This window comes from Kocuria sp. SL71 (assembly GCF_026672465.1).
Classification (GTDB): domain Bacteria; phylum Actinomycetota; class Actinomycetes; order Actinomycetales; family Micrococcaceae; genus Kocuria; species Kocuria palustris.
In genome coordinates, this window is the sequence record NZ_JAPPRE010000001.1 from 2,662,927 (window position 1) to 2,679,584 (window position 16,658).

17 protein-coding genes are annotated in these 16,658 nt (G+C 70.8%); 5 read left to right on the forward strand and 12 right to left on the reverse strand.

Annotated elements, in window-relative coordinates; genetic code table 11:
- Positions 1-189 precede the first annotated feature (189 nt).
- From pgm to OVA15_RS12100, 4 genes are all read right to left on the reverse strand, one after another.
- Complete coding sequence (gene pgm, locus OVA15_RS12085; RefSeq protein ID WP_268145225.1) at positions 190-1,824, reverse strand: phosphoglucomutase (alpha-D-glucose-1,6-bisphosphate-dependent); 1,635 nt, start codon at positions 1,822-1,824, stop codon at positions 190-192.
- A gap of 75 nt (positions 1,825-1,899) precedes the next feature.
- On the reverse strand, positions 1,900-2,841 hold the full coding sequence (locus OVA15_RS12090; protein ID WP_268145227.1) for a ribokinase: 942 nt from the start codon (positions 2,839-2,841) through the stop codon (positions 1,900-1,902).
- Positions 2,838-3,881: a nucleoside hydrolase gene (locus tag OVA15_RS12095; protein WP_268145229.1), complete on the reverse strand. Its 1,044-nt coding sequence runs from the start codon at positions 3,879-3,881 to the stop codon at positions 2,838-2,840. The genes OVA15_RS12090 and OVA15_RS12095 overlap by 4 nt, the downstream gene beginning before the upstream one ends.
- Positions 3,882-4,221: 340 nt before the next feature.
- Positions 4,222-4,407 carry a hypothetical protein gene (locus tag OVA15_RS12100; protein WP_268145231.1) on the reverse strand — a complete coding sequence of 62 codons (186 nt, stop codon included), beginning with the start codon at positions 4,405-4,407 and terminating at the stop codon, positions 4,222-4,224.
- Positions 4,408-4,550: 143 nt separating this feature from the next.
- Between OVA15_RS12100 and OVA15_RS12105 the strand changes: the two genes are divergently transcribed.
- Complete coding sequence (locus OVA15_RS12105; RefSeq protein ID WP_268145233.1) at positions 4,551-4,766, forward strand: hypothetical protein; 216 nt, start codon at positions 4,551-4,553, stop codon at positions 4,764-4,766.
- A gap of 159 nt (positions 4,767-4,925) precedes the next feature.
- Here the strand turns inward: OVA15_RS12105 and OVA15_RS12110 are convergent, their stop codons facing one another.
- From OVA15_RS12110 to OVA15_RS13315, 8 genes are all read right to left on the reverse strand, one after another.
- Entirely contained in the window at positions 4,926-5,609 is a 684-nt protein-coding gene (locus tag OVA15_RS12110) for an SDR family oxidoreductase (RefSeq protein ID WP_268145234.1), read from the reverse strand.
- A 466-nt stretch (positions 5,610-6,075) separates the two neighbouring features.
- Positions 6,076-6,258 carry a hypothetical protein gene (locus OVA15_RS12115; protein WP_155930936.1) on the reverse strand — a complete coding sequence of 61 codons (183 nt, stop codon included), beginning with the start codon at positions 6,256-6,258 and terminating at the stop codon, positions 6,076-6,078.
- 71 nt (positions 6,259-6,329) lie between these two features.
- A complete protein-coding gene (locus OVA15_RS12120; protein ID WP_053446804.1) occupies positions 6,330-6,650 on the reverse strand; it encodes a putative quinol monooxygenase in 321 nt (106 codons plus the stop codon).
- 35 nt (positions 6,651-6,685) lie between these two features.
- Positions 6,686-8,356: an amidase gene (locus OVA15_RS12125; RefSeq protein WP_268145237.1), complete on the reverse strand. Its 1,671-nt coding sequence runs from the start codon at positions 8,354-8,356 to the stop codon at positions 6,686-6,688.
- Entirely contained in the window at positions 8,347-9,861 is a 1,515-nt protein-coding gene (locus OVA15_RS12130) for an NAD-dependent succinate-semialdehyde dehydrogenase (RefSeq protein WP_268145239.1), read from the reverse strand. Before OVA15_RS12130 ends, OVA15_RS12125 begins: the two co-directional genes overlap by 10 nt.
- Before the next feature lie 150 nt (positions 9,862-10,011).
- Positions 10,012-10,644, reverse strand: a complete 633-nt coding sequence (locus tag OVA15_RS12135; RefSeq protein ID WP_268145241.1) for a histidine phosphatase family protein — start codon at positions 10,642-10,644, stop codon at positions 10,012-10,014.
- Positions 10,645-10,749: 105 nt separating this feature from the next.
- Positions 10,750-11,832 carry an APC family permease gene (locus tag OVA15_RS12140; protein ID WP_326493309.1) on the reverse strand — a complete coding sequence of 361 codons (1,083 nt, stop codon included), beginning with the start codon at positions 11,830-11,832 and terminating at the stop codon, positions 10,750-10,752.
- Complete coding sequence (locus OVA15_RS13315) at positions 11,772-12,212, reverse strand: amino acid permease (RefSeq protein ID WP_326493310.1); 441 nt, start codon at positions 12,210-12,212, stop codon at positions 11,772-11,774. Before OVA15_RS13315 ends, OVA15_RS12140 begins: the two co-directional genes overlap by 61 nt.
- Before the next feature lie 116 nt (positions 12,213-12,328).
- On the opposite strand from OVA15_RS13315, the gene OVA15_RS12145 reads away from it, so the two are divergent.
- The 4 genes from OVA15_RS12145 (at position 12,329) to OVA15_RS12160 (ending at position 16,649) form a co-directional block, all read left to right on the forward strand.
- On the forward strand, positions 12,329-13,708 hold the full coding sequence (locus OVA15_RS12145; protein WP_268145243.1) for an NAD-dependent succinate-semialdehyde dehydrogenase: 1,380 nt from the start codon (positions 12,329-12,331) through the stop codon (positions 13,706-13,708).
- A gap of 171 nt (positions 13,709-13,879) precedes the next feature.
- The gene (locus OVA15_RS12150; protein ID WP_053446809.1) at positions 13,880-14,215 is read left to right on the forward strand and encodes a rhodanese-like domain-containing protein; all 336 of its coding nucleotides are present in this window, start codon (positions 13,880-13,882) and stop codon (positions 14,213-14,215) included.
- A gap of 13 nt (positions 14,216-14,228) precedes the next feature.
- Entirely contained in the window at positions 14,229-15,158 is a 930-nt protein-coding gene (gene pheA / locus OVA15_RS12155; RefSeq protein WP_006213625.1) for a prephenate dehydratase, read from the forward strand.
- Between the two features lie 90 nt (positions 15,159-15,248).
- A complete protein-coding gene (locus OVA15_RS12160; RefSeq protein ID WP_268145247.1) occupies positions 15,249-16,649 on the forward strand; it encodes a GntP family permease in 1,401 nt (466 codons plus the stop codon).
- Positions 16,650-16,658: the final 9 nt, after the last annotated feature.

The window sequence follows — 16,658 nt, forward strand, 5'->3', positions numbered from 1 at the left end:
TGTCCAGCCGGCAGGCACGCCGCCCGGACAGCGGATCCCTCCAGGGGACGCGGTTGGTGACGGATCTGCACCCCATCACCGCTGATGGGGTGCAGATCCGTCACCAACCGGGCATGCGAGGTCCAGGACGCACAAGGGCGCCCCCTCGAGACCGAGGGGGCGCCCTGCTGCGTCGTCAGTTCCGAAGGATCAGCCGATCACGCCGTCGACCAGCGCCTTGGCCTCGCGCTGCACGAGCTTGAGGTGCTCCTCGTCCACGAAGGACTCGGCGTAGATCTTGTAGACGTCCTCGGTGCCCGACGGGCGCGCGGCGAACCAGGCGCGGTCCGTGGTGACCTTGAGCCCGCCGATGGGCGCGCCGTTGCCGGGAGCCTTGGTGAGCTTGGCCGTGATGGGGTCGCCGGCCAGGGACTCGGCGGTGACCTGCTCGGGCGACAGCTTCTTCAGCGCGGCCTTCTGCTCGCGGTCGGCGGGGGCGTCGATGCGCTGGTAGACCGGGGCGCCGTACTGCTCGGTGAGCTCCGCGTAGCGCTGCGACGGGGTCTTGCCGGTGACCGCGATGATCTCCGCGGCCAGCAGCGCCAGGATGATGCCGTCCTTGTCGGTGGTCCACACGGAGCCGTCCTTGCGCAGGAACGACGCACCGGCGGACTCCTCGCCGCCGAAGCCCAGGGAGCCGTCGAGCAGGCCCGGCACGAACCACTTGAAGCCCACGGGGACCTCGACCAGACGGCGGCCCAGGGACTCGGCCACGCGGTCGATGATCGACGACGAGACCAGCGTCTTGCCGATCCCGGCGTCCTCCCGCCAACCGTCGCGGTGGGCGAAGAGGTAGTCGATCGCCACGGCCAGGTAGTGATTGGGGTTCATCAGCCCGGCGTCCGGGGTGACGATGCCGTGACGGTCGGAGTCGGCGTCGTTGCCGGTGGCGATGTCGTACTTGTCGCGCTGCTGGATGAGCGAGGCCATGGCGCTGGGGGAGGAGCAGTCCATGCGGATCTTGCCGTCCCAGTCCAGGGTCATGAACGCCCACTGGGGGTCGACCTCCGGATTGACCACGGTGAGGTCCAGTCCGAAGCGCTCGCCGATCTCCTTCCAGTACGCGACCGAGGCCGAGCCCATGGGGTCCGCGCCGATGCGCACGCCGGCGCGCTTGATGGCCTCGAGGTCGATGATCTCCGGCAGCGCAGAGACGTAGCTGTCCAGGTAGTCGAACGACTGGGTGGTCTCCGCGGCACGCGCCTCCTCGAGCGGAATGCGCTTGACGTCTGCGTTGCCGCCCTCGAGCAGCTCATTGGCGCGATCGGCGATCCAGCCGGTGGCGTCGGTGTCGGCGGGGCCGCCGTGGGTGGGGTTGTACTTGAAGCCGCCGTCGGCCGGCGGGTTGTGCGACGGGGTGATCACGATGCCGTCGGCGAGATCGCGCTCGCGGTCCTTGTTGTAGGTCAGGATCGCGTGCGACAGCGCCGGGGTGGGCGTGTAGCCGTCGCGGGAGTCCAGCAGGACGGTCACGCCGTTGGCGGCCAGCACCTGCAGGGCGGTGTCCTGGGCCACGGCGGAGAGCGCATGCGTGTCCTGGCCCATGAACAGCGGGCCGGTGGTGCCCTCCTGCGCGCGGTACTCCACGATGGCCTGCGTGATGGCGGCGATGTGGGCGTCGTTGAACGAGGACTTCAGGGAGGACCCGCGGTGCCCGGAGGTGCCGAAGGCGACCCGCTGGCCGGGATCCGAGAGATCCGGGGTGCGCGAGGCGTAGGCCTCGAGCAGCTCGGAGAGGTCGACGAGGTCTTCGGGAAGGGCGACGGTGCCCGCGCGATCAGTCATGCCTCTCAGAGTAGTCAGCCCACGTGGGGCCGGTCACGCGATTGACCGAGTTGTGGTCAGTTCGTCCGGTACAGCTCAGAGCTCGTCCAGCTGCGCCCGGGACGGGCAGGACGGCTGCGCGCCCTCGCTGCGCGTGGCGATCGCGCCCACGCGCATGGCCAGCTCGACGGCCGCCGGGAGCTCGGTGCCGGCGGCCAGCGCCGCGGCCAGCGTTCCCGTCACGGAGTCGCCTGCGCCCGTGGTGTCGACCGCCTGCACCCGATGACCGGCGACCCGCTGCGCCTGCGTTCGCCCGTCGCGGGTGCGCAGCAGGACCGCGCCGTCCGGGCCCAGGGTCACGACGGCATCCGCCACTCCGGTGGTCTCGGTCAGGCGCTGCCCGGCGCGCTGCCACTGCGAGTCGTCGTCGGGGATCTCGGTGCCGCTGAGCTGCGCCATCTCGTGGGCGTTGACCACGAGCAGGTCGGTGCGCTCGAGCAGCTCGGGCTCGGGCTGGCGGAAGGGGGAGGGGTTGAGCACGACCGTCACGCCGGCGTCGTGCGCTGCGCGGGCGGCGGTGATCACGGTCTCGGCCGGGATCTCGAAGGTCAGCGCGAGCGTGCGCACACCGTCGAAGAGCTCCGGGGTGATGCGCTCCGGGGCGACCTCTCCGTTGGCGCCGGGGGAGATGACGATCGTGTTCTCGCCGTCCTCGGAGACGGTGATGACGGCGGTGCCGGTGGCGGTGTCTGACAGGGATGCGACGTGGGCGGTGTCCACGCCGTGGTTCTCGAGCGACTCCAGGAGCATCTGGCCGTGGGGGTCATCGCCCACCGCGCCGACCATCCGCACACGGGCGCCGAGCCGAGCCGCCGCGACGGCCTGGTTGGCCGACTTGCCGCCGGGAGCCGTGCTCAGCGGGCCGCCCTGGACGGTCTCGCCCGGCTCGGGATGGCGCTGGGTGCGCACCACCAGGTCGGCGTTCAGCGAGCCGATGATGACGACGTCGCCGTCGGTGGCGGGGTAGCGGTCGGTCATCGTGCGGCTCCTGGCTGGTGGCTGTCGTCGGTGTCCTGCGTTCCGTCGTCGGAGGTCTCGACCATCTCAGGGATGCGCCGCTGGGCTTCCGGCAGGGCGCCTTCGCGGACCTGCAGCCGAGCCGTGGCCTCCAGGACGAGCTCCCAGAAGCCGTCGACGTCCAGGCCCGTGGCGGCGGCTGTGAGCAGGTCCGGGTCCTCCGGGCCGCGCCGGTCGACGACGGTCATGCCGGTGGTCAGCTCGCCCGAGCACTCGATGTCGATCGGCGCGCGGCGCAGCGTCAGCAGCTCGGGGCGGATCACGGCGGCGACGGCCACGGGGTCGTGGCAGGGCGGATCCGAGAAGTCCTGGTTGTCCTGATAGGCCGCCCGGTAGCTGGAGATGAGGTCCATGGCGATCTGTCCTGCGTCGGTGCCGAGATCCGCGAACGATCGTTCGACGTCCTGCGTGGCCACGGCCTGGTGCGTGACGTCCAGGCCCACCATGGTCACCGGCCAGCCTGCGGCGAAGACGATGCGCGCGGCCTCCGGATCCACGGCGATGTTGAACTCGGCCACGGGCGTGATGTTGCCGTCGGCGATCGCCCCGCCCATGAGCACGACCTCGCGGACGCGCTCGACGACCTCCGGGGCCTTCTGCGCCGCCAGCGCCAGATTCGTCAGCGGGCCCAGGGCGATCAGCGTCAGCGTGCCCGGCTCGGCCGCCCGGAGCTCGCGGATGATGAGGTCCACCGCGTGCTCGTCCGACAGCTGCGCCTGCGGCTCGGCCAGTACGAGCTGTCCCAGGCCGGTGTCGCCGTGCACGTGGCCGGCGGTCTGCGGCTGGCGCTCGAGCGGGTCCGCGGCCCCGGCTGCCACCGGCGCGTCCAGGCCGATGGCCTCCGTCAGCGCCAGGGCGTTGCGGGTGACCTTCTCGAGGGTCTGGTTGCCGCCCACCACGGTCACCGCGGTCACGTCCAGCACCGAGCTGCCGTGGGCGAGCATGAGGGCCAGGGCGTCATCCACGCCCGGATCGCAGTCGATGATCACGCGTCGAGTCATGTCCCCAGTATCCAATGTCACACCGACGCCCGCACCGGGGCGCACCGCCTTCGAGGCGGCCACAGCCCCGTCGTCCCGGTCCCGCCGTCCCTGCCACCGTCAACTCGACGAGTGGCCGATTCCTCACTGCAAGCGCCGTGACTGGCCGCTTCTGCACCGCGTCGACGCGCAATCGGTGGGGAATCTCCCACTCGATGAAGAAGAGGTGCGGAATCGGCCGGTCGCGAGGAATGGCGACTGCGGAATCGGCCTCTCGGGGGAGACAGAGATGCGGGGCTGCTCGAGGGGCACACCACCCCGGAGGCGGCGTGCGACGACTGACCCCAGCCGTCAGCGCTGATCAGAGGCGGCGCTCGGGGCTGCGGCTCGGGCCGCTGGGGATCACGCGATTCACGATGGCGCCCACGATCAGCGCGATCACGATGACGGCGGCGATGCGCAGGAACGAGTTCTGCACTCCGCCGAGCAGGAGGTTGGCCACCACCAGGGTGATGACGATGGTGATCAGGGTCGACAGGATTCTCATGCGGATACTGTCCCACGTCGCGGCACGGCAGTGAGGCTCCGTCCCGATCTCAGAGAGGCCTGTCGCCTTCCATATCCGCCGCAGTCTCCCGTGCCGCTCGGCCCGCCGCATGGTTCACCGTCATCGGATCATTGGTGTGGGTCGTGGCGGGCGTCGTCTCGCCGTTCCTGCTGATCGCGGCGCAGGCGGATCTGCCCTACCGGACCGTCGCGGAGGCGTTCGACGCCGGCGAGGGCAACCGGTACCTCCCTGCGGCCGCCGTCGCCAGCGCGGGGGTGCCGGCTCTGCTGCTCATGGCGATCGGCTTCGTGCTGGGCGTCATCGCCGTGGCTCGCGGAGACCGGAGGGCCTCTGTATAGACGGCTCTGATCGGCGGCATCGTCGGGCTGGTCCTGGGAGTACTCGGATTCTTCGCTGCGACGATGATCGCCACGGGCATGCAGGTGAGCTGAGGCCCGCCGGCTGCCGTCGGGTCCTGACGGAAGCTCGGCGAGTTTCATCGACCGGGGCGAGCCCGATCAGCGCGCGAGCGCCTCGCGGATGGGGGTGTCCCCGCGGCCGTACTCGATGAACTTCCCGACGGTCTCCGGCATGTCCAGAGCGTCGACGATCGTCTGGGCGACGTCGCTGCGGGAGATGTTCCGCTCCCCGTTCGGTCCGGCGGACTCGCGGTCGCCGCCGAACTCCTCGAGGGGGCCGAGTCCGATCGTGCCGGTCGGCTCGTCGTCGGTGAGGAAGCCGGGGCCCAGGATGGTCCAGTCCAGGTCGGAGCGGCGCAGGGTCTCATCCGCTTCGGCCTTGGCCTGAACGTAGGGGTAGAACCCGTGGTCCTCGCTCAGGCCGTGCTCGAGCGTGGAGCCCTGGTAGGAGACCATCACGTAGCGCTTGACGCCTGCGCGCTGCGCGGCGTCGATCGAGCGCTGGGCGGCATCGCGGTCCACGGCGAACGTGGTCTCCGGGCCAGCCCCGCCTGCTCCGGCGGCCCACACGACGACGTCGTGGCCGGCGATCGCGGCATCGAGCTGCTCGATGCTCGCCTCCTGCAGGTCGAGGACGAGCGGCGTGGCGCCGATGGCCTCGATCTCCGTCTTCTGGTCGGCGGAGCGGATCACCGAGGTGACCTGGTGCCCTGCCTCGACCAGCTTGCGCCCGGCGATCATGGCGACGGCTCCGTGGCCGCCCAGGATGACGATCTTCGACATGGCTCCTCCTCAAGGATGCGTGTGTCCGGGACAACGGAGTCCTTCAGCGCCGGTATTCCGCCGCTCGCGCCGATGAGTGGTCCCCGCGTGTGCGTCAGGCTTCATACCAGCGTCTCATGGCGCCGGGGTGTGCGTCTCAGAGGCGAGATGCACACCCCGGCGCCCCCTCGATCGACGGGAATACTGCAGCGCGCACCACGGAGCCGGTCGATGGAGGCGACGGGGCTGGCTCAGCTCAGCAGGCTCCGCCGATCATGCCGATGATGGCCAGGCCCAGGCTGATCAGCAGGGTGGGCGGCAGTCCGAGCCATCCGGACGCGGGGCGGGGCGAAGTGTTCACGGCGACTCCTCTGATCAGGGCCGCCGAAGCACGGCAGGCTCAGAGTACGCCCCCGTGATGCGCGTCACTCCGCATGGCGCCACGATTCAGAACGTGGCGGCAGTGGAATCGGGCCCGGGGTCAGGCTCAGGCTCGTTGGCTGTTCGAGCGACGCGTATCAGAAGGGTCGGTGGGGCCGCGGCGCAGCACTGCCCGGGAGATCAGCGCGGCGACGATGCCGGCGACGACGGCCAGCAGGAGGCGCAGCCAGAGGGGGTCGGTGAAGCCCAGCAGCAGCAGCGCCATGACCATGACCGCGAAGGTGATCAAGAAGTGAATGAAGGATTCTCGCATCATCGATTCATGATTGCATCGACACCCCCCCCGGCAAGGGTCGTGAGTCAGTCGACCTTGATCTCGCCCATCTCGCCCCAGCCGTCGGCGCTGATCTGCTCCGAGATGATCTGCGGGGTGGCGGTGAGGTACTGCGGGAACTCCTGCTGCATCTTCTGGAAGTGCTCGGAGTTCACGTGGGCCTCGGCGGCGTCGTCGTCGAAGCCCTCGACCAGGACGAACTCGTTGGTGTCCGCCACCGAGCGCGACCAGTCGAAGAACCGGTTGCCGGGCTCGGCGCGGGTGGCCTCGGTGAACTCGCGGGAGATCTCCGGCCACTGGGCCGAGTGCTCGGGCTTCACGGGGAACTTCACGACGATGAAGATCATGGGGGTCTCCTTCTGCGGTGGGACGGGTTCGGGGATCACGCTATCGCACGGAAGCGCTCCTGGGGCGGGGCGGCCAGGCACTCGCGGAGGGCTGGGTCGAGCCCGGAGGTGATCCGGTCGGCGAGCACGAGCAGTCCGATCTCCGCACCGGGCCGGCCGATGAGCTGGATCCCCATGGGCACCTGAGCGCCGGTGACCTCCGAGCGCACGATCGTCGTGGGGACGACGACGGCGGGCAGTCCGATCACATTGATCAGCGAGGTCCAGGGGGTGTAGCGGCACTGGCGCTCGTAGTCCTGATCGGCGGAGGCGGGATCGGTGGGCTCGAAGCCCTCCCACCACCAGCCGTGGGGCCTGGGCGTCTGGGCCAGCGCCGGGGTCATCACGACATCCCAGCGGTCCCAGTCCTGCAGCGCACGGCGCTCCATGTCCCGCAGCGTGCGGATGGCTCTCACCAGATCAGATGCCGTGCGCTGGCCCGCGCGGCGGCGGTACTCCTGCGCCAGCCCGGTGAGCAGCGGCTCCTGCTCGGGACTCAGCGGCGCAGCGCCCACGGAGGCGGTCCACAGCTGGAAGAAGGCCTCCGGGTAGGCGGGGTCGTGGCGGATGTCGGCGTCCTGGACGTCGTGGCCCGCTGCGCGCAGGACGTCGACGCCCGCCTGCAGAGCCTCGGCGGCCTGCGGGGACACCGGCGTGGGGTGCGCGGCCTCGAAGGCCGAGGAGATGCTCACGCCGATCGACAGCGACCGGCTGCCCCACGGTGGCTCGCCCTGCTGCGCAAGCCGCACGGCCTGCACCGCCGGCCCCGGCCCGGCAGGAAGGTCCGACGGCGGCCCCGCAGCCGCTCCAGGGGCCGCTGAGCTCTCCGGCGGCAGCCCGGACGACGGCGGCCCCCACGGATCCCGCGCAGCCGCAGCCCCCGGCGAACAGACGGGTCGGAAGCTGCGATTGTCCCCGACGGCTCCGGGTGCGGGCTGGGTGAGGCCGTCGAAGACCAGTGCGGCATCCACGGCCGTGCGTGCGATCGGCCCGTTGACCGCGAGCATCCCGTGATCGCGCAGACCGTCTCCGGTGGGCACCGTGCCGCGGCCGGGCTTGAGCCCGATCAGCCCGCAGGCGGCCGCGGGGATGCGGATGGAGCCGCCGCCGTCGGAGCCCACGGCAGCGGGGATGATCCCGGCGGCCACCGCGGCGGCCTGCCCGCCGGAGGAGCCCCCGGGATCGGCCTGCAGGTCCCACGGATTGCGGGTCACCGGTCCCAGCAGGTTCTGGCTGTAGCAGTTGAGCCCGAACTCGGGCACCTGGGTCTTGCCCAGCAGCTGCGCGCCCAGGGCGCGATGCAGCTGCGCGGTCTCGTCGTCGGCCTCCGCGACCGGCGCGCAGTCCCGCCCCTCCGCGGCCACGGCGCGGGAGCCCGAGGTCGTGGGCTGGCCCTGGACGTCGTGCAGGTCCTTGAGCGGCATGGGCATCCCGTGCCACCGTCCGCGCTGCGCGGCAGGCAGGGCGTCCAGCGCGGTGGCGCGCTCGTCCGCCGCCTCCCCAGACTCCAGGTGCACGAAGGCGCCCAGCGCAGGGCCGTGCTGGTCCGACTCCGCGGCGCGCGCCCGACGCAGTGCGGCAGCGGCCACGTCCCGGGCAGAGGCGCGACCGCCCTGCAGGGCATCCTGCAGGGCGGTCGCGTCGGTGAGCGGGCGGCTCAGCTCCACGGGTTCTCCATGCCCATGTACTGGACCTCCGTGTACTCCTCGATGCCCTCGGCTCCGCCCTCGCGGCCCATGCCGGAGTGCTTGATGCCGCCGAACGGGGTGGCGGCATTGGAGATCACGCCGACGTTGAGCCCCAGCAGGCCGAAGTCCAGTCGATCGCCGATGCGATGGGCGCGCTTGAGGTCCTCGGTGAAGACGTAGGAGGCCAGGCCGTACTCGGTCGAGTTGGCCAGGGCCACGGCGTCGTCCTCATCCGTGAAGGTGAGGATCGGGGCGACGGGGCCGAAGATCTCCTCGCAGGCCGCACGGGCGTCGCGGGGGACGTTCGCCAGGACGGTGGGAGCGTAGAAGTAACCCTTCTCGCCGATGCGCTCGCCGCCGGTCAGCACCGTGGCGCCGCGCTCGACGGCATCGTCCACGAACGAGGAGATGGACTCGAGCGCCTTCTTCTCGATCAGCGGACCGACCTCCGAGCCGTCCTCGGTGCCGTCGCCGACCTTCTTGGCGCCGATGGCCTCGGCCAGGCGGCGGCCGAACTCCTCGGCCACGGACTCGTGGACCAGCATGCGGTTGGCGGAGGTGCAGGCCTCTCCCATGTTGCGCATCTTGGCGGCCAGGGCACCTGCCACGGCCTTGTCCAGGTCGGCGTCCTCGAAGACCAGGAAGGGCCCGTTGCCGCCGAGCTCCATGGAGGTGCGCAGCACGTTGTCCGCGGCGGCCTTGAGCAGGTTCTTGCCCACGCCGGTGGAGCCGGTGAACGAGACCTTGCGCAGGCGCTCGTCCTGCATCAGCGGCTCGGAGATGGAGGAGGCCGAGGCCGAGGGCACGACGCTGAGCACGCCGGCGGGCAGACCAGCATCCAGCATGATCTGCGCGAAATACAGCGAGGTCAGCGGGGTCAGGCGCGCGGGCTTGAGCACCATGGTGCAGCCGGCGGCGACCGCGGGGGAGATCTTGCGCGTGGCCATGGCCAGCGGGAAGTTCCAGGGCGTGATCAGCAGCGCCGGGCCCACGGGCTTGTGGCGCACGACCATCCGCAGATTCCCCTCCGGGGTGTCGGCGTAGCGGCCGTAGTGGCGCACGGCCTCCTCCGAGAACCACCGCAGGAACTCGCCGCCGTAGGTGACCTCTCCCAGGGCCTCCGCGAAGGGCTTGCCCATCTCCAGGGTCATCAGCAGCGCCAGGTCCTCCCGGCGCTCCTGGACCAGGTCGAAGGCGCGGCGCAGGATCTCCGCGCGCTCGCGGGCCGGGGTGCGGGCCCAGTCCTCCTGTGCGGCCGAGGCCGCGTCCAGCCCGGCCAGCGCGTCCTTCTCGGTGCCCGAGGCGACGGAGGCCAGGACCTCGCCGGTGGCGGGGTTCTCGACGTCGAAGGTCTCGCCACCGGAGGCATCGCGCCAGGTGCCCTCGATCAGGATCCCCTTGGGGGTGCGCTCGAGCAGATCGCGGATGATCTCCTGGCGCTGGTCGGGCGAGGCATCGGCGAAGGAGGACTGCGAAGCGGTCATGGAGTACAGCCTTTCGACAAAGTGAGCGCGCCGGTTCGCGGGCAGGATCTCTGGGCCGTCAGCCGGTGGGCGCGGATTCAGCTGATCGCTGTGTTCTGCCTCTCAGCCTAGGGGGTCTCGCTGACAGCACAAGGCTCCCCGGAGGAGGTCTCAGCCCTTGATCTCGGAAGGATCCAGGGGCTCGGCGGCGGGGCCGTCGTCGTCGGAGTCCACGGCCTTGGGGCCCAATGAGGCGTCCTGCCAGCTCAGCGCCGTCCAGGTGCTGCCATCGCCCTCGATCACGACCACTCCGGTGTTGCCCAGTCCCTCCCGCGCAACGAACGCGGGGCTGAGGCTCCGGCATCGCGAGGCGCTCCAGGCGCGGATCATGGCGCCGTGCGAGAACAGGGCGGCCGTCTGCACACCGGAGTCCAGGACCTCCTGCACGACCTCGTCGAAGCGGCGCAGGACGTCGTGGCCGTCCTCCCCGGAGCCGGGAACTGCCTCGTGCATCCGGCCCTGCCCCCAGCCGAACACCGTGCTCAGGTAGGTGCGCACGGAGGCGTCGTCGCCGGCCATCTCCAGGTCCCCGGCTCCGATCTCGCGCAGGCCCGGGCGGATGGCGGGTTCGAGGCCCAGCGCGTCGGCCAGCGGCCGAGCCGTGAGCTGGGTGCGCACGAGGCTCGAGGCGTAGAGGGCTTCGATCCCAGCGCCGGCCAGGGCCTCCGGCAGCGCCTCCGCCTGCTGCCGGCCGAGCTCGGTCAGGCCCGGGCCGGGCTCGCCCGTGTCCAGCAGGCGCTGCACGTTGGACGGGGGTCTGGCCGTGGCGGATCAGGTAGAGCCTCATGGCGGGCGGGGTCCTCTCGTCGGTGGTCGTCTCCACTCTACGGAGCGGGCCCGGCCGCGGGCTCAGCCGTCGCGGCGGCGCTGCAGGGCCGCCTTGAGCTCCTCCTCGGCCTCCGGGCCCGGGCGGATGCCGCGCGGCAGGCGCAGCATCAGCACGACGCCGGCGAGGAGCCAGACGCCGAGCATGAGATACGACTGCCAGGCCAGCGTCACGGAGATCGGGGTGAGCCCGGGGATGTAGACCAGCAGCAGGGCCGCGCACAGCACGGCGGCCACGGCCCCGATCACCACGCCGCCGCGCCCCTTGCCGCCGATGCGCAGCGGGCGGTCCATCTGCGGCTGCGTGCGCCGCAGGATCACCAACGTGACCGCCACGAGACCGTAGGTCAGCACGATCAGGGGCGAGCTGGCATCGACCGCCCAGTTGAGCATGGGGGCCCCGAAGAACGGCGCGGTCGCCGAGAGCACCCCGATGAACAGCAGCGCGTTGACAGGAGTGCGGTGCCTGGGGTGCATCTTCCCGAACCAGCGGGGCAGCATCCCGGAGTTCGCCATGGCCCACAGCAGCCGCGAGGCGCCCATGAGGAACGCGATCCAGGAGGTGATGATCCCGGCCAGCCTCCCGGCAATCACGACCTTGCCCCACACGGCGCTGCCGGTCAGGGCGGCGAAGGCATCGGCGGTGACCAGCTTCAGCCCCATGAGCTCGGAGGCCGGCAGCGCCATGGACGTGCTGACGATGATCGCGACGTAGAACCCGACCGCCATGAAGACCGAGACCACCACGAGCCGGCCGACCTTCCGCGGCGGGATGTCGATCTCCTCGGCGGACTGGGGGATGACGTCGAAGCCCACGAACAGGAACGGCACCGCGCCCAGCACGGCCACGAACCCGACGGCCCCGCCGGTGAAGTGCGGCTGCAGGTTGGCCAGGTCGCCGCCGATCGCGCTGCCGCCCAGCGGCAGGACCGCCATGAGGATCAGGAAGCACACGACCCAGGTCTGGACCAGCCCGGCCAGCTTCACACCGCGGATGTTGATCCACATGATCACGAGCGCTGCGATGGATCCGTTCAGCGCCCAGGTCAGGTGGACGTCGAAGCCCGTGATGCTCCACAGGCGGATCTGCTCGAGCCCGGGGAAGATGTAGGACGCGGTGGTGGGGGGGGGGTCGAGACGGCCTCGAAGAGCACGACGGCGACGTAGCCCCCGGCGATGGCCCAGGAGCCGATCGTCGAGGCTCGGGGGCCCAGGCCGCGCAGGAGGTAGTTGTGCTCGCCCCCGGCCTGCGGCATGGCGGCGACGAGCTCGGAGTAGACCAGCCCCACGAGCGCCATCAGGATGCCGCCGCAGATCATGGCCAGCAGCGCGCCCACCGTGCAGGCGCTGTCGATCCAGCCGCCCGTCAGGGTGCTCCAGCCGAAACCGGTCATGGCGCCGAAGCCGATGAACAGCGCATCCAGGGTGCCCAGCGCCTTGACGAAGGCCCCCTCCTGCTCCGGGGCGTCGTCTCGGTCCTTCGTCATCGACGTCCTCCTGGACTCGGGTGATCGTGAGATGGAGCACATCCTCTGTTCAGCCGACTGCGAATCCTGGGGCGGCTCCATGGACCGAGGCCCAGACCGCTCCCTACGTTGAACCCATGACTGATTACGCCGTAGTGAATCCGGCCAACAACCAGAAGGTGCGCGAGTTCGAGGCGCACACCGACGATCAGATCCGCCAGATGCTCGACCGCGCCCATGCGGCGCAGCAGGCCTGGCGAGAGACCCCCATGCGTGAGCGTGCGGAGACCATGGCCGCGCTGGCCTCGCTCTACCGCAGCCGCAGCCGGGACCTGGCCTCGACCCAGGCCCGCGAGATGGGCAAGCCGCTGAGCCAGGGCATGGCGGAGATGGAGCTCGTGGCGAGCATCTACGACTACTACGCCGAGAATGCGGAGTCGTTCACGAAGCCCGAGGAGTACCAGGCCAGCACCGGCGGCACCGCCAGCGTGGAGCTGCAGCCCACGGGCACGATCCTGGGCATCATGCCGTGGAACTACCCGCACTACCAGGTGGCCCGCCTGGCGGCGCCGAACCTGATGCTGGGCAACACGATCCTGCTCAAGCACGCGGCCATGGTCCCCGAGTCCGCCCAGGTCCAGGAGGACCTCATGCGGGAGGCCGGGTTCCCGGAGGGCGTCTACCAGAACGTCTTCGCCTCGAATGAGCAGATCTCCGAGATCGTCATCCCGTCGCCGGTCATCCACGGCGTCTCCGTGACCGGCTCCGAGCGGGCGGGCAAGTCGGTGGCCGCGACCGCGGGCGCGAATCTCAAGAAGGTCGTGCTCGAGCTGGGCGGCTCCGATGCCTTCGTCGTCCTGGACGACAAGGACATCGACCGCGTGGCCAAGGAGGCCGTGTTCGCCCGAGTGAGCAACAACGGCCAGGCCTGCACGAACTCCAAGCGCTTCATCGTGGTGGAGGAGGCCTACGACGCCTTCGTGGAGGCCTTCGCCCGCCGGGTGTCGGAGATCGAGCTCGGCGATCCGCAGGACGAGGGCTTCTTCCTGGGCCCGCTGGTCACCACCTCGCACCGGGACGAGCTCGCCGAGCAGCTGAAGGACGCCGTGGACAAGGGCGCCAAGGTCGAGGCCGGCGGCACGGTCCCGGACCGCGACGGCGCCTGGATCGAGGCCACCGTCCTCACCGGCGTCACCCCGGACATGCGCGCGTACTCCGAGGAGCTCTTCGGCCCGATCGGCGTGGTCTACAAGGTCCCGGACGCCAACGCCGCGATCGAGCTGGCCAACGACTCCTCGTTCGGGCTGGGCGGCATCGTCTTCGGCTCCGACGTCGAGCAGGCCACCGAGGTCGCCCGGCAGATCGAGTCCGGCATGGTCTACGTCAACGGCCAGGCCGAGACCGCCCCGGACCTGCCCTTCGGCGGCGTGAAGCGCTCCGGCGTGGGCCGCGAGCTCGGCCCCTGGGGCATGCGCGAGTTTGCCAACATCAAGCTGGTGCACACGCCGAAGGCCTGATCCCCTCGGCCCTCGCAGCGGCCCCCGCCCGGCTCGTGCCGGGCGGGGGCCGCAGTGTCGTCGGGGACCCCGATTAGGGTGAGGGGACGACGACGGGGCCGTGCGCGGCCCCGCGAGCCACCGCGCCGCAGGGGATCGGCCCCGGGCGCCGAGATGAACTGGAGGATCGCCATGGACAACGTGGACAACCTGCCCAGCGCCGATGTCACCGAGGTTCCCGAGGACGCCAAGGTCCTCGACGTCCGCGAGGACTTCGAGTGGGAGGCCGGGCACATCGAGGGTGCGCAGCACATCCCGCTGGGCGAGCTCTCGGCCCGCTACGGCGAGGTCCCCATGGACGAGGACGTCTATGTGATCTGCCGCTCCGGCGGCCGGTCCCTGAAGGCCACGGCCTTCCTGGCACAGAGCGGCTTCGATCCGATCAACGTGCTCGGCGGCATGGGCGCATGGGCGGATGCCGAGAAGCCCATGGTCTCGGAGACCGACGACACCCCCTCGGTGAAGTGACGCCCCGGAGACCATGAGCATCGCGTTCCTGGGTCCCGCCGGGACCTTCACCGAATCGGCGCTGCGGCAGATCGAGCCGGATCCCGCTCATCACCTCCCGGTCGCCTCGGTCCCCGCGGCCCTGGCGGCGGTGCGCGACGGGCGGGCCGCCTCGGCGGTCGTGCCGATCGAGAACTCCGTCGAGGGCGGCGTGACCGCCACGCTGGATGCGCTCGCCGAGGGCACCGAGCTGCGGATCTGCGCGGAGATGCTCGTGCCGATCCGCTTCGCGCTCGTGGCGCTGAGGCCCATGGAGCTGGCCCAGGTCCGGGCCGTGGCCACGCACTCGCATGCGTGGGCCCAGGTCAGAGGCTGGGTGCAAGAGAACATGCCGGAGGTGGAATACATTCCGGCATCGTCCACCGCGGCCGGCGCCCTGGGGCTGCTGGCCTCGGGGGAGTCCGCGGGCTATGACGCCGCGATCTGCTCCCCGGCGATCCTCGCGGCCCATCCCGAGCTGACCGTGCTGGCCGATGACATCGGGGACAACCGGGCCGCCGTCACCCGCTTCGTGCAGGTGGCCGAGCCGGGCGAGCAGCTGCCGGAGCGCACGGGCTCGGATCGCACCACGCTCGTCATCCCTCTGTGGAGCGACCGCGCCGGCGCCCTGCTGGAGATCCTGGAGCAGTTCTCCACCCGCGGGGTGAACCTCTCGCGCATCGAGTCCCGGCCCACCGGCGCCTCGCTGGGGGACTACTTCTTCTCGGTCGATCTGGACGGTCACATCCTGGACGAGCGGGTCTCGGAGGCCGTGGTGGGCCTGCGGCGGATCTGTCCGACCACCCGGTTCCTGGGCTCGTACCCCAGGGCGGAGCAGGGCGTGACGGAGGTCGAGGGCCGGCACACGGACGGAGCCTTCCGCCAGGCGAGGGACTGGGTCCAGCAGCTGCGCGAAGGGCGCTGAGCCGACTCCCTTCCATCGGCCGGCAGGCGGATACGCTGAGCCCTTCGGTGCTCGATGACGAGCGCCCCGACACACGCAAGGAGCCGAGACATGGTCGAGGAGCTCGAGGGCTGGGAGCAGACCCTCACCGCAGGTCCGCTGCTGCTGATCGCCGCCGCGGCGATCGCCGCCCTGCTGGTGCTGATCATCAAGCTGAAGATGCACGCCTTCGTGGCGCTGATCATCATCAGCTTCCTCACGGCGGTCGCCGCGGGCATCCCATTCGGCGCGGTCGTGCCCGTGATGCTTGACGGCTTCGGCGGCACGCTGGCCAGCGTGGCGCTGCTGGTGGGCCTGGGCGCCATGCTCGGACGGCTGCTCGAGACCTCCGGCGGTGCCCAGGTGCTGGCCAAGAAGCTGATCTCGATCTTCGGCGAGAAGCGGGCCCCGCTGGCGCTGGGAGTGGCCTCCCTGCTGTTCGGCTTCCCGATCTTCTTCGACGCCGGCCTGGTCGTCATGCTGCCCGTGGTCTTCGCCGTGGCCCGACGACTCGGCGGCTCCGTGCTGCTCTACGCGCTGCCGTCGGTCGGCGCGTTCTCCGTGATGCACGTGTTCCTGCCGCCGCATCCGGGGCCGGTCACCGCCTCCACGTTCTTCGAGGCGAACGTCGGCCTGGTCCTGCTCGTGGGCCTGGTGGCTGCGCTTCCGGCCTGGTACCTGTCGTCGTACCTCTTCAGCAAGGTCATGGGACGGCGGATCGATCTGCCCGTGCCCAGCATCCTGGGTGAGGCCGAGGCGGTGCAGAACCCGCCGAAGACGGGGACCGTGGTCCTCATCCTCCTGCTGCCCATGCTGCTGATCTTCCTCAACACGGGGCTGTCCACCCTGCTGAAGTCCGGGGCCATCCCCGAGGGCGTGGGGGAGCAGGCCTGGTTCCAGCTGCTGGTCTCCCTGGGTGCCACCCCGGTGGCGCTGACGATCTCCCTGCTGGTGGCGGCCCTGCTCGTGGGCAAGGCGCGCGGCGTCAGCGGCAGCGCGATCGAGAAGACCTTCGAATCGGCTCTGGGCCCCGTCTGCTCGGTCATCCTCATCACGGGGGCCGGCGGCATGTTCGGCGGCGTGCTGCGCAGCTCGGGCATCGGCGACGCCCTGGCCGACGTCCTCACCGACCTCGGCATCCCGATCATCCTGGCCGGGTTCATCATCGCCGTGATCATGCGCGTGGCCCAGGGCTCCGCGACCGTCGCGCTGACGACCGCCGCGGGCCTCATCGCGCCCGCGGTGATGGCCGCCGAACTCGGCGGGCTGCAGGTCGCAGCGCTCGTGGTCGCGGTGGCCGCCGGCTCCGTGGCGCTGTCCCACGTCAACGACTCCGGCTTCTGGCTCGTGGGCCGCTTCCTGGAGATGGACGTGCGCACGACCTTCAGGACCTGGACGGTGCTGGAGACGATCATCGCGGTGGTCGGCTTCCTGATCGCCGCGGCCGTCTACGGCCTGGCCGGTCTCCTGTAGCCCGCCCCG